Origin of the sequence: Brucella sp. IR068 (assembly GCF_049065885.1) — a bacterium.
GTDB classification, from domain to species: domain Bacteria; phylum Pseudomonadota; class Alphaproteobacteria; order Rhizobiales; family Rhizobiaceae; genus Brucella; species Brucella intermedia.
Genome location: NZ_JBAKHE010000021.1, coordinates 14,385 through 26,913 on the forward strand (window position 1 = coordinate 14,385; position 12,529 = coordinate 26,913).

Here is a 12,529-nt window from a genome sequence, read left to right on the forward strand (position 1 = left end):
GTAATATTGGTCCGCGAGCTCGCCTCTCTCCACGAGATGAAGGATTCGGAGACCGTTCAGCGGCTGGTGTGGGGAGAGGACGATCCTGTCGATGCCTCAGACCTGTTGCTTGCAATCCAGCACGAAGGCGGCCTTGTTGCCGGAGCGTTCGATGGCGGGAAGATGATTGGCTTCATCTTTGGTTTCCCAAGTGCAACGCCGGGCGTTCAGCATTCTCACCGTCTGGCGGTTCTTCCGGAAGCAAGAGGCTTGAAACTTGGCGCGCGGATGAAGTGGTTCCAGCGCGATTGGTGCCTTGCGAGAGGCATTACGCATGTGCGCTGGACCTATGATCCGATCCGGGCGGTCAACGCCAGTCTGAACATTGCGAGCCTTGGGGCCACATCGTCCACTTATCATATCGACTATTACGGCCCAATGGTCGGCATCAATTCTGGCTTGCCTTCGGACCGAATCGTGGCTGACTGGCAATTGGACGATCTGCGTGTAGAAGCTCGATCTCGCGGCCAGAAACTTGAGTTTCCCGCAGATGCTCGACGCGTGAAAATACCGGGCGATATCGATCACCTGCTTGCAATTGATCCGGCGGCTGCAATGAATGCAAGGGTGTCGCTTCGCCAACAGCTGCTGACTGCCTTCGACGAAGGTAAGCGTATTGTTGGCTTCGACCAGCAGGCCGCGACATATTTATTGGTTTAAAGCCGACAGTTGAAATTTCAGGCAAGCCGGATGCCTATCCGTGCGTTGGTACAGCCGTTTGACCAACAATCGGCCTTCTGTGTAGTCGGCGAGCACTGCTTCATGTTTGTAGCGTGGCTGATCTAAGCCGGGGTGTTCGGTTCGCTAGACCGCAGGCTTGTTAAGCAACCGTAAACAACCTTGACCGCGCAGACAGTGATCGTTCACAAGATGACGGATCAACAGAAGCTCCGGGAGTTTGTCCAAGAGCGTCTGGCCAAGGCGAATGGAAATAATCATGAATGAAATCATCTGCCCGCATTGCAACAAGGCATTCAAAATTGATGAGACGGGCTATGCCGATATACTGAGGCAGGTGCGTGACAGTGATTTCGAGAAACAGCTGCATGAGCGCTTGGAGTTGGCTGATCAGGACAAGCGTAACGCTGTTGAGCTTGCACAGGCTAAAGTTGCCAATGAACTGCAGAAGACTGCCGCAGCCAAGGATTCTGAAATCCAGGAACTGAGGGCGAGACTTGAATCCGGTGAAGTCGCGCAGAAACTCGCAGTTGCTGAGGCGCTGGGTGCTGTCGAAAAACAACGCGATACTCTTTTGTATGAGCTTGAGAAAGCAAGAAGGGAGCAAGAAACTGCATCAAAACTGGCCCAGGCGACGCTTATTGCCGAACTACAGAAAATAGCCGCTACTAAAGACGCGGAGATCCAGAGCCTGAAGGCCAGGCTCGATGCGGGGGCGCTTTCGCAGAAGCTCGCGGTTACCGAAGCCGTCATAACAGTTGAGAAAGAGCGTGACGAACTGAAGAATGGACTTGCTCGGATCACGCTCGAAAAGCAGCTTGCTGAAACTGCACTTAGGGACAAATACGAAACGCAGCTGAAGGATCGCAACGACGCAATCGAGCGTCTGAGGGATATGAAAGCGAAACTATCGACAAAAATGGTCGGCGAGACGCTGGAGCAGCACTGCTCAATCGAGTTTGACCGCATTCGTGCGACCGCTTTCCCCCGCGCGTATTTTGAGAAGGATAACGACGCGCGCAACGGTAGCAAGGGGGACTTCATCTTCCGCGAGAGGGATGATGCAGGTTCTGAAATCGTCTCGATCATGTTCGAGATGAAGAACGAAAATGACGAGACGGCTACCAAGAAGAAGAACGAAGACTTTCTCAGGGAATTAGACAAGGACCGGAGCGCGAAAGGCTGTGAATACGCCGTTCTGGTCTCGTTGCTTGAGCCTGAGAATGAGCTCTACAACACCGGGATCATTGACGTATCCCACCGCTATCCGAAAATGTACGTCGTGCGACCGCAGTTTTTCATCCCGATTATCACGCTGCTGCGCAATGCGGCGATGAACTCGCTCCACTACAAGAATGAGCTGGCACTGGTGAAGGCACAAAATGTCGACATCACAAACTTCGAATCCCAGCTTGACGACTTCAAAGCCGCATTCGGGCGCAACTGGCGTCTGGCTTCAGATGGCTTTGAGGAAGCAGTCAAACGCATCGACGAAGCCATCAAGGATCTGGAGAAAACGAAGGAAGCGCTTCACAAGTCTGCCAATAACTTGCGGCTTGCAAACGACAAGGCGGAAGACCTGACGGTCAAACGGCTCACCCGCGGAAATCCAACGATGGCCATCAAGTTTGCCGAACTCAAGCAGAACGGTATGGATGATAATTAATGAGCAAGTAAGCAGATTTTGGTGAAGCGCTGCCTATTCCCCGTCACGTCAAGAGATGTGCGATGACCTGCTCCTCTGAAATTTCCTCGCAGTTTGACTGCAGATGCCGGGCTTGCACGAGGGACGCTCTATCATAATGTCGGTGACAAGAAGGGTTTGCTGGCAGTGATCGTCGCTCCAGTCGACTTAAAAGTGGCACTGCGCGCGCAGCAGGCGGCGATAAGCGTGCCGAACGAATGTGAAGCCTTACTGCTGGAAGGCGCGATATAGGTTGAAATGGCGCTCGATCCTCGGATGCGCCGCACCGCCTCGTTCGTTGAACATGCTTTTCTTAGAGATCCGACGCAGTGGTCGACCCAGAACGCTTGCGTGGAAGTGACAAAGCAAACGATAGGCAGGCTGATAGCGGCGCAGCCCGTCAGGCGGGTGGACGTCGGAACAGCTGCCCGCCTGCTGTGCGGGACGACGGTGAACGCAGTCTTTTGGGTTGCGGCAAGTGAGGAACTGCGTTTTGTCCAGCCCAATCATCGGAACAAGCGTCATCGCCAGCACCATCATCAAAAAACTTCAGCAATGCAGACAGCAAGGACCACAATGCACAGGCTGCCGCTCTTGTGGTCGATATGCGGTCAATGGATAGTAGCCAGCAGGCTGCTGTGGCGCGCGAACTCAATCAAGACTAAGAGGCTTCCCGTTTCTATCGCTCTCAACGACATATATTTATGAGTAATAGAAGTCACCCCTATCCCTCACCGACGGTATTGTGGAGGAAATCCGTGCGCCAGTTTCCGTCATTCAAATCTGAATCTGGCAGTCCCGAGAGAAGATGCACGTAAAACGACTTTCTAAATCACCTCCAGCAGGCATGTCCTGTGCGCCGTGTTTGAGTGCGTTTTCGATAAGGCTTCGCGCCGGCTAGAATTAACTCAGCTGATGCATGATTTAGTGTTGAAAAGGCAGAGTTCGAGAGTGCTGCGTGCGCTGACCCCCAACATTTGAAATCTGGTGTGATCCAGTTTAAATCTGGTTGCGTATAATGCTGATGAACACAAAATTTTCGTTCCTCTCGCAATAGTGGCACATGGAAGCTCAGCATTAATTTACAGGTTCTGACTTCGCTACTTCTGAGCGGATGGGGTTTAATACGGATGAATGGACAGACCGCAACTGAAGATCAGCCTTCAATGGAAGAATTGATGCTGGCGGTCAGTTCCCGACGCGACGTGGACGCTTTCGAGGTGATTTTCAAGCATTTCGCACCCCGGGTGAAGGCTTATATGGCCAAACTGTCTGCTGATACGCAAACAGCGGAAGAATTAATGCAAGAGACTATGATTGCGGTCTGGAACAAGGCAGATCAGTTCGATGTTGCCAAAGGAGCCTTGTCCACCTGGATTTTCACCATTGCACGAAACCAGCGCATCGATGCAGTGCGACGCGCCCGGCGCCCGGAGTTCGACCCAACCGATCCGGCCTTTGTGCCCGATGAGGAACAGCTCGCTGACCTGAGTATTGCCGAGCGGCAATCCGCCAGCCAGTTGCGCGCTGCAATGGCCGACTTGCCGAAGGAGCAATCTGTCTTGCTTGAACTCGCTTATTTCGAGGAACGCACGCATAGCGCCATCGCAAAGAAGCTGAACCTCCCGCTTGGTACGGTTAAATCCCGCCTGCGGCTGGCATTCAACAAATTGCGCGCAGCGCTCGATAATTCGGGAGCGCACTGATGGATATCAAGCATCATTTGAGCGACGAACTCCTTTCAGGCTATGCTGCAGGCACGTTGGCCGAGGGTTGGAGCATCGCAGTCGCCACTCATCTTGCGCTCTGCCCGGCCTGCCGTTCAAGGCTCAAGCAGTTTGAACAGATTGGCGGACAGCTTCTTGACGCGGGTGAGCCGCAGAAACTCGAAGTATCCACATGGGATAGTTTCAAGGACAGGTTGCAGAAGACACCGCAATCAAGGGAACCTTCGGCACCGCGCTTCGAGATAAAGCAGCCTGCCGTGATACCGGAACCACTGCGATCCTACGTCGGTGGCGATTTGCCGGAGCTGAAATGGAAATCGCTTGGCCGGGGTGCCTATCAGGTGTCAATTGAAACTCGAGACAGCGAAACGCAGGTTCGACTTTTGCGAATTCCCGCAGGAAAGCCGGTGCCAGAACATGGGCATGGCGGTCGCGAACTGACATTGGTGTTGAGCGGCAGTTTCCATGATGGAACCGGGCTTTTTGCGCGCGGCGATATTGAGGAAGCGGATGCTGATCTCGTGCATCAACCGATTGCCTCATCGGATGGCGATTGCATCTGTCTTGCGGTGACTGACGCACCGCTCAAATTCCAGAGCTGGCTTATGCGGCTCATGCAGCCATTGATCGGCATCTAAAGAAAGGCGGCATATTTGCCGCCTTTTTCATTAGTTCAACACGACAATTGCCGCATTCAATGCTGTCGCCAGCGACAGCCATATGAGGTAAGGCACGAATAGCAGTGCCGAGATGCGATCTGGTCGCCATGCGCGAATGATAAACAAAAGCACGCAAAGCCAGACGCCGATGATTACGACAAGCCCCAGCACGGTCATGTGAGCGCCGAAGAAAATAGGCGTCCAGAGGAAGTTCAATACCATCTGGCCAAACCACGGTCCGCGCCGCTGCCAACCACGATCGTTTATCCATGTGCGCCAGCCTGCAGTGGCAATGAAGATATAAAGTATCGTCCACATGGGGCCAAAGGCAGCGTTAGGCGGGGTAAACCAAGGTTTTTGAAGCGCTGCATACCATTCGCCCGGCGGGAAACCGATACCGATTGCCATTCCTACGACAATGATGACGAGGACGACGGCGGCCAGAAGACCCCATTTTTGCATATTCTTACTCCAACCTAGCCGCTGATCCGTGACGTAACACAATAGCCAACATAGGCTGACGCGGTAGACAGGAGAGTGCCCCAGACCATGTCTGCGATTGTCAGGGTCCATGACCAGTTTTTCAAAGTGGCCTGATTGGTCAGATCATAAGTCGCATAAGCGACAAATCCGAGAAGCGCCCCGTGAACGAGTGTGACTGTACCACTACCGGCCAGAAGTCCGGGCTTGACCGCGAAGAAAACCAGTCCAAACACGAAAATCACATAGAAAACGACAGCTGGTGCGAGACGAAAACCCGGCGCAAGCATGTCACCCATGACAGGGCGGTAAAACACGTTCGCCATGTTGGACAACCAAACGGAGTCGATTGCCAGAAATGCAACCGCTGTCACTAAATAGGCTATGAGATAATCTTTCATCGATAGCTCGCTCTCTTACTTGATGCGGGTCCAGCCCACATTGCGACACAGGAGGCTAGCCAGAACGCAGCCATTGGTCGTCATAGTGTCGCCGTCGACTTTCACCCTGATCTTGTAGGTCAGGTTGCGTTGCGGATCGAAAGCCGTACCAGAATATTGCCCGTCCGCAGTTTCGTTAATGCTCATCACCAGCCGGTCGCCGGTTTTCTCTTTTGGTGTTCCGGGCTTGATCCAGGTGTTGGTCGCGCAGAGATCCTTGCCGCATCCCACAACTCTCACCCGCGCGTTGCCATCTCCGCGCGCCCAGTTACCGTTGATCTCAGCCGGCTGCGCCGAGAAAGGAAACAACACCATCATCGTGCCGACCGTCAGTATCCATTTCATCGACGCTTCCTTCGTTAGTAGGTGTGGAGTCTAAGCATGTTCAATCGTGTAGAGCCCAACGTTGATTGCTCCTTCCTCGAACCCACCTTCGCAATAGCAAAGGTAGTATTCCCAAAGCCGCCGGAATTTATCGTCAAATCCAAGCTTCTCGATTTCAGGCCAGTTGGCGATAAAGCGCTGACGCCATTCGGCAAGCGTAAGCGCATAGGAACGGCCGAAATGCTCGGTCTCCTTTAAAACCAGACCGGCCTTTGCAAGGTCGCGTTCAAGCACTTTATCCGACGGCAGAAAGCCTCCCGGAAAGATGAATTTCTGGATGAAATCGGCCTTGCGACGATAGTTTTCGTAGCGTGTTTCTTCTATCGAAATGACTTGCAGGACGGCTCGACCGCCGGGCTTGAGACAACGCTTCAGGGTTGCGAAATATTCCGGCCAATAGGTTTCGCCAACGGCTTCAAACATTTCGATTGATACAATGCGGTCGAACTGGCCCTGGACATCGCGGTAATCCTGCAAGCGAAGGTCAACGGCTTCGCTGAGCCCGACGTTTTCAACTGCGGCATTTGCCCAGGTGAGCTGCGACGGCGACAGGGTTATTCCTGTCACATGGGCATTACGACAGTTTGCGAGATAGCCAGCTAAGGCACCCCAGCCACAACCGATCTCCAGAATTCTTTCGCCGCCCTCAAGCGCCAGTTTTTCAGAAATATACTGCAACTTCTGCTCTTGGGCACTTTCAAGGCTATGGGTCGTCTCAGTCCAGATCGCTGATGAATAAAGCATCGAAGGGTCGAGCCACCGGGCATAGAAATCATTGCCGAGATCGTAGTGGGCTTCGATGTTGCGCCGGCTGCCGCGACGCGTGTTTGCATTGAGCAGATGTCCGATACGGTTCAGCGCTCGCGTCCAACCAGATCCGCGTAATGTGGATACAAGCGTATCGCGATTGCGCGCCGCAAAACGGATGACCGATGTGAGATGGGGCGATGTCCATTCGCCTTCGATATAGGCTTGGGCAAAGCCGATATCCCCGCCCGTCAGCAGGCGACGCAGGCTGTTCCATTTAACAATTGCAATTTTGGCTTCCGGTCCGGGCAATCGACCGTTAACGGCAATGACCTGACCGTCGGGCAGCGAAAGCACCAATCGCCCATGCTGAACCTGCTTCAGCAGCCGTTTCAACACGATAGCCGAGGGGCTGAAAGCCGGTCGTTCAGTCCGGCTTGATGCCGATAGTTGATGATATTCGTCGAGCTGGCTCATGCGGCCTTGTTCCTCTGCTGGGCGGTCTCGTTACGAACAGATGTGATGGAAATCTCAGGCGCTGCGGGTCGTTTGCGTAAACCGATGCCCTTCAACCATATTTTCAGCGCCTCCCAGTGAATGCCGCCAATCACTTTCAAGGTGAGAAACGGAATTGTAAGAAAGGCGCGTAGCAAGGCGGCGTCGCTCAATTCAACCCGGCGCGCCAGATGGCGAGCAGTCAAAAGCAGGCCTTCATCGTCAAAACTGTTGATCCGGATGGAAAGCCAGTCTGCGGGAGGCGTGACTTCAAACTCATATCGCAGCTTCATGTCCATGAAGGGCGAGACGTAAAAAGCCTTGTCGCAGCTTTGTACGATGCGTCCGTTAACGCAGTTATGGACCGGGATCATATAGCCGTGGCGCTGGCGGAAAGTATTATCAACTTCCCAAAGGATTGCCGCAAGCTCACCGCCACAATTATAGCAGAAGAAAACACTGAGCGGGTTAAATGCCCAGCCCGCAATACGCGGCATAGTGAGCAGGCGGATCGCACCGCCATCAGGCAGTATTCCGGCTGCCTCCATGGCATGTTCCACCTGCTTACGCAGCGGCAGAGCCGATCCATCGCCTCTGTCTTTCCTGTAGAAAGAAAACAGATTGAAACGGTCAAGTGAAAACAGCTTCAATTTGCGATCGAGGGCTTCCAGTTCATCAAGGTCGAGCAGGATCGAGTAGATTTTATAGGCCAGTTTGTGAACCTTCGGTCGTAACCGCGCATGGGTCACATGACCGGGAAACAGTGCCGACTGGAAGCTGTCGGTCATGCCAGTGCCCTTTCCCGGAGAGTCAAACTCTGGCGAACGATGCGCCCACTTTCCTGCTCGACCAGCCATGGGCGGCGCATACCGCCCAGATCTTCTGCCACGGCGAGACCGGCCTGAAGACCGTCCTCATGAAAGCCGGAGCCGAAATGCGCGCCGCAAAACCATGTCCGGCGCTGCCCTTGCAAGGACCAGATTTCTTTCTGCGCACGATCCGTTGCCATGTCGAAAATCGGATGTTCATAGATCTCGCGACGGATCACCAGTTCCTCGCGCGGTGCACGACAAGGATTGAGCGTAACAAAAGTCTCAGGCGCGTTGCCCAGCGGTTGCAGGCGGTTCATCCAGTAAGTAATGGATGGTTGCGTCGGGCCAGTGGCTGCGTTGGTAAGGTAATTCCAACTGGACCACGCCGCACGACGATTGGGCATCAGTGAAATATCGTTGTGCAGCACCGCTTCATTTCGTGAATATTGAAACGCGCCAAGAATGCGGCTTTCATCCCCGCTCCGATCGGCCAACATCCGCAAAGCCTGATCGGCATGCGTGGCAATCACAACATCGTCGAACACATGGGAAATGCCGTTTCCGTCGATCAACTCGACGGAATGTTCGGCACGTCGCACGGATTTGATCGGTGTTGAGAGCCTGATCCGGTCCGCATAGGGCTTTGTGATCCGCCTTAGATATTCCCGACTGCCGCCAGTTACCGTACGCCAGATTGGCCTGTCACGAAGAGCAAGAAGACCGTGATTGCAACAGAAGCGGACGAAGCTTGCAGCCGGATATTGCCCGACTTCCATGGCAGGGGTGGACCAGATCGCTGCCGCCATCGGATAAAGATGATCATCACGAAAAGCCCGGCCATAACCATTGTGTTCAAGATAATCATCAAGCGAAATACCGCCCATGATACTCAGGTCTTTTGGTGCATTGCGATAAAATCGCAAGAGATCGCGGATCATCGACCAGAAGCGCGGGCTGACCGGATTGGAGCGCTGGGAAAAGAGGCCGAGGCGGGTACCGCCGGAATATTCGTAAGCGCCGTTTCCGACTGAAACGGCAAACGACATGTTCGACGCGGCGGTTGGAACTTCAAGCGCGCGAAACAGGGCGGTCAGATTGGGATAGGTCACTTCATTATAGACAATGAACCCGGTATCGACGGCCACAGGACCATGACCGCTCTCAAATTCGACGGTGTTGCTATGACCGCCAATGCGGTCCGATGCTTCAAATAAAGTCACATCGTGGCGTTGCGAAAGCAGCCATGCAGCAGACAATCCGGAAATCCCGCTACCGATGATCGCGACGCTGAGATGCTTATGGCTGCCCGGACTGTTCGTGATATCCATAGTCCCTCTCTTCACCGCGAGTTGAGGCTGCGTGTGTGCTGCATTTTCATCGTTTTACGTTTTGAGAAGAAGTTTGGTTCAATCGGCGACCCAACTTTTTGATTTTTTTGAGCCGCTTAAGAAACCAAGCAGACAAACAGAACGTATTGCATGCGGAAAAGCAAACTCTCCAATAAAGGTCCGACATGCAACCCGGTCTGCTCTTAGTTGTTGCCATCAGCCTGTCTGCCATCATGGCATTTGCCTGGGCGCTTGAACGAAAGACCGGTAAAAGCGGCTGGATCGATGCCATCTGGTCGTTTTCGGTTGGGGCGGGCTCAATCATAGCCGTCATGTTTGCAGATGCGACCTGGCAACGGCGTTCAGTGATACTGATCCTCATTCTGGCGTGGTCTCTTCGCCTTGGCTTTCACATCGCCAAGCGCAGCATGCGCCATGGGGAAGACCCCCGTTATGCAAGGCTGATAAAAGAATGGGGCGAAAACGCATCCGTTCGCCTCTTCTGGTTTTTGCAGATACAGGCTCTCGCAGCCTTCATTTTGGTTGTGACTGTCTATCTCGCTGTGGTTGGTCGCCCCGGTTTTCCATATGTCGGGGATATGGTCGGGGTTGCAATCATCGCCATAGCGTTGATTGGTGAAGCGCTGTCTGATGCGCAGCTTGCGCAGTTTCGCATGACTCCAGAAGCCAAAACAGAAATTTGCGAAACCGGTCTTTGGGCTTTTTCCAGACATCCCAACTATTTCTTTGAATGGCTGTTCTGGTGCGCGTGGCCGTCGATGGCAATTACCGGATCGCCATGGAGTTGGCTGTCGCTGCTTGCTCCGATCCAGATGTATTGGCTGCTGGTGCATGTCTCCGGCATCCCTGCGCTTGAAGAACACATGCTGAGATCGCGGGGTGAAAAATTCCGTGCTCTGCAAGGCCGGGTCAACGCGTTTTTCCCTGGTCCCCGAAAAACACCGGGAAGATTACGGCGTTCGTCATGAATATGGTGAGATTTTTGCGTCTGAAAACATGTCCTGCAACCGTTTAACGAAGGATCAATGAATGATTGCCAAAGCGCTTGTATGGTTGCGCAACGATCTGCGCCTTGCTGACAATCCTGCCCTTCATGCCGCATTCAAGCTGGGTGGCGCGATCACGGCCCTTTTTGTGCATGAGTCCAATCCGCAATTGCGTGACCCGGGCGCTGCCGTCCGTTGGTGGCTGGAACAGAGCCTGGACTTGCTGGCAAGAAGTCTCAATGAACGAAATATAGAGTTGATTGTTGCCGACGGCGAAGCGCTCAATACCATCGAACAATTAATTGAGGAAAACAACTTTGATACCGTTTTCTGGAACCGTCGTTATGCTCCTCAAGAGCGAGAAGTCGATGCAGTCATCAAATCCGGCTTAAAGGACAAAGGACTGCGCGTGGAGTCTTTTGCAGGCAATCTGCTGGTGGAACCCTGGGAGATCAAATCCGGCAACGGCGGATCTTATCAAGTTTTTACACCATATGCCAAATCACTGCGCCAGCATGGTGTGAGCAGACCACTACCCTTGCCAGACCGAAGTGTCGAAACGACGACCGTCAAACACACGCCCAAGCAGAAAAACTACAAAGAGGCTGTCTGGTCCAGAAAGATGAGCGGTCTTTGGATGATCGGCGAAGCGGCTGCCATTGACCAACTGTATCATTTCTTCGATACAACTATTCGCGATTATGCCGGAGATCGAGATCGTCCCGATCTTGACGGCACATCAAAACTTTCGGCCCATTTGCGCTTCGGCGAAATTAGCCCGAGACAAGTCTGGCATGCTACTGTGTCACTTATGGATCAAGATCATAGTACTGTGCCTGGTGGTCAAAAATTTCTTTCTGAACTGATTTGGCGAGATTTCCATTATCATCAACTTTATTATCGTCCAGATATTGCTGAAATAGACATGCGCGACACTCTGGCCAATACTCGCTGGCAAAGCAATTCAGTGGGGATCAATTCCTGGAGGAGGGGTAAAACAGGCATCCCGATAATCGATGCTGGTATGCGTCAGCTCTGGGCGACAGGCTGGATGCACAACCGCGTGAGAATGTTGGTGGCATCGGCCTTATGCAAGAACATGCAAATCGATTGGCGCGAAGGGGAAAAATGGTTCTGGGATACCTTAGTGGACGCGGATGTCGCGAGCAATCCGGGGAACTGGCAGTGGGTAGCCGGTTGCGGGATGGATGCCGCCCCATATTTCCGGGTTTTCAATCCGGTCCTGCAAGGAGAAAAATTCGATACAAAAGGCGTTTATGTGCGCAAATGGGTGCCCGAGATTGCAGCACTACCGGATTGTTGGATTCATAAACCCTTTGCTGCGCCCCCGGCGGTTTTGCGCGAAGCCGGAGTGGTTTTAGGACAGACTTATCCACTTCCCATCTTCACCCCATCAAAAGCTTGCTAGCACTTTAGGTGTTTGGTCCCAGCATGTGTTGGTGTATCTTTGACGCCAATACAAAGGGAAGCTCTATGGGTCAATTTCCGCTCGGGAGCGCTCAGACACGGACGCCATTCGAGCAAAGCTACAGCGGTCGATAGCTCCGGTCGCGGAACTGCCGCGTCGCTATGGGATCAACGAAAAGACGGTAAGCAAGTGGTGATCCAGATCGGACATGATCGACGCGCCGATGGGACCCGAGGAACGTAAATGCACTATTCTTTCAGTGCTGGAGCTGAAACGAGACCTCAATGCCGCGCTCGGCAAAGAGGTCTTCAACGTCGCGAAAACTGAGCGGAAACCGATAATAAAGCCAAACCGCATGCGCGATGATCTCAGCAGGAAAACGATGGCGGTGATAGTGAAACTGGTGTTCTTCGGTCATGCCCAGCCTTATCATCCAACTACGCACATTTCCGTTAAGGCGACCCCACCCTTCGAAGTTGAAAAATGCCGAACTTGTTTTCGAATTCTTCGAGTGAGTTAGAAAGTCGAAGCACTTTTCAGGCAAGTCTCCTCCTAAATGACTTCAAAACCCATGGCTCGCCCCGGGGGATTTTGACGTTCTACCATTTGGGAAGTGCGTT

The 12,529-nt window shown here is 53.2% G+C and carries 14 protein-coding genes and 2 pseudogenes; 9 read left to right on the plus strand and 7 right to left on the minus strand.

Annotated elements, in window-relative coordinates; all coding sequences use genetic code 11:
* The first annotated feature begins 6 nt into the window (after nt 1–6).
* The 6 genes from ACOWVS_RS21715 to ACOWVS_RS21740 all read left to right on the plus strand — a co-directional run bounded on the left by ACOWVS_RS21715 (nt 7) and on the right by ACOWVS_RS21740 (nt 4,766).
* The gene (locus ACOWVS_RS21715; protein ID WP_235691699.1) at nt 7–699 is read left to right on the plus strand and encodes a GNAT family N-acetyltransferase; all 693 of its coding nucleotides are present in this window, start codon (nt 7–9) and stop codon (nt 697–699) included.
* A 277-nt stretch (nt 700–976) separates the two neighbouring features.
* Nucleotides 977–2,383 carry a DUF2130 domain-containing protein gene (locus ACOWVS_RS21720; RefSeq protein ID WP_006471162.1) on the plus strand — a complete coding sequence of 469 codons (1,407 nt, stop codon included), beginning with the start codon at nt 977–979 and terminating at the stop codon, nt 2,381–2,383.
* A gap of 93 nt (nt 2,384–2,476) precedes the next feature.
* Entirely contained in the window at nt 2,477–2,653 is a 177-nt protein-coding gene (locus ACOWVS_RS21725; RefSeq protein WP_006469982.1) for a hypothetical protein, read from the plus strand.
* A gap of 24 nt (nt 2,654–2,677) precedes the next feature.
* On the plus strand, nt 2,678–3,109 hold the full coding sequence (locus ACOWVS_RS21730) for a hypothetical protein (RefSeq protein ID WP_368649847.1): 432 nt from the start codon (nt 2,678–2,680) through the stop codon (nt 3,107–3,109).
* A 458-nt stretch (nt 3,110–3,567) separates the two neighbouring features.
* On the plus strand, nt 3,568–4,107 hold the full coding sequence (locus tag ACOWVS_RS21735; RefSeq protein ID WP_063620341.1) for a sigma-70 family RNA polymerase sigma factor: 540 nt from the start codon (nt 3,568–3,570) through the stop codon (nt 4,105–4,107).
* Nucleotides 4,107–4,766 (plus strand): ChrR family anti-sigma-E factor, encoded by a 660-nt coding sequence (locus tag ACOWVS_RS21740; protein ID WP_006469985.1) that lies wholly within the window; start codon nt 4,107–4,109, stop codon nt 4,764–4,766. Before ACOWVS_RS21735 ends, ACOWVS_RS21740 begins: the two co-directional genes overlap by 1 nt.
* 30 nt (nt 4,767–4,796) lie before the next feature.
* Here ACOWVS_RS21740 and ACOWVS_RS21745 read toward each other — a convergent pair whose 3' ends face one another.
* Genes ACOWVS_RS21745 through ACOWVS_RS21770 form a run of 6 tightly spaced genes read right to left on the minus strand, consistent with a single transcriptional unit; the run spans nt 4,797 to nt 9,473 of the window.
* Complete coding sequence (locus tag ACOWVS_RS21745; protein ID WP_006471165.1) at nt 4,797–5,249, minus strand: TspO/MBR family protein; 453 nt, start codon at nt 5,247–5,249, stop codon at nt 4,797–4,799.
* 14 nt (nt 5,250–5,263) lie between these two features.
* Nucleotides 5,264–5,668: a DUF2177 family protein gene (locus ACOWVS_RS21750; RefSeq protein WP_006469987.1), complete on the minus strand. Its 405-nt coding sequence runs from the start codon at nt 5,666–5,668 to the stop codon at nt 5,264–5,266.
* A gap of 15 nt (nt 5,669–5,683) precedes the next feature.
* Nucleotides 5,684–6,052 carry a DUF2147 domain-containing protein gene (locus tag ACOWVS_RS21755; RefSeq protein ID WP_006469988.1) on the minus strand — a complete coding sequence of 123 codons (369 nt, stop codon included), beginning with the start codon at nt 6,050–6,052 and terminating at the stop codon, nt 5,684–5,686.
* A gap of 30 nt (nt 6,053–6,082) precedes the next feature.
* Nucleotides 6,083–7,315, minus strand: coding sequence for an SAM-dependent methyltransferase (locus tag ACOWVS_RS21760; protein ID WP_006469989.1), 1,233 nt, complete (start codon nt 7,313–7,315; stop codon nt 6,083–6,085).
* On the minus strand, nt 7,312–8,121 hold the full coding sequence (locus ACOWVS_RS21765; RefSeq protein WP_006471166.1) for a DUF1365 domain-containing protein: 810 nt from the start codon (nt 8,119–8,121) through the stop codon (nt 7,312–7,314). The genes ACOWVS_RS21760 and ACOWVS_RS21765 overlap by 4 nt, the downstream gene beginning before the upstream one ends.
* Nucleotides 8,118–9,473, minus strand: coding sequence for an NAD(P)/FAD-dependent oxidoreductase (locus tag ACOWVS_RS21770; RefSeq protein ID WP_075042215.1), 1,356 nt, complete (start codon nt 9,471–9,473; stop codon nt 8,118–8,120). The genes ACOWVS_RS21765 and ACOWVS_RS21770 overlap by 4 nt, the downstream gene beginning before the upstream one ends.
* Before the next feature lie 185 nt (nt 9,474–9,658).
* On the opposite strand from ACOWVS_RS21770, the gene ACOWVS_RS21775 reads away from it, so the two are divergent.
* The 3 genes and pseudogenes from ACOWVS_RS21775 to ACOWVS_RS21785 form a co-directional block, all read left to right on the plus strand.
* Nucleotides 9,659–10,462, plus strand: a complete 804-nt coding sequence (locus ACOWVS_RS21775; protein WP_006469991.1) for a DUF1295 domain-containing protein — start codon at nt 9,659–9,661, stop codon at nt 10,460–10,462.
* A gap of 61 nt (nt 10,463–10,523) precedes the next feature.
* Nucleotides 10,524–11,909 carry a cryptochrome/photolyase family protein gene (locus ACOWVS_RS21780; RefSeq protein WP_006469992.1) on the plus strand — a complete coding sequence of 462 codons (1,386 nt, stop codon included), beginning with the start codon at nt 10,524–10,526 and terminating at the stop codon, nt 11,907–11,909.
* Between the two features lie 73 nt (nt 11,910–11,982).
* A pseudogene (locus tag ACOWVS_RS21785) lies at nt 11,983–12,177 on the plus strand (hypothetical protein); the annotation flags it as partial.
* Here ACOWVS_RS21785 and ACOWVS_RS21790 read toward each other — a convergent pair.
* A pseudogene (locus ACOWVS_RS21790) lies at nt 12,178–12,327 on the minus strand (IS6 family transposase); the annotation flags it as partial.
* Nucleotides 12,328–12,529 lie beyond the last annotated feature (202 nt).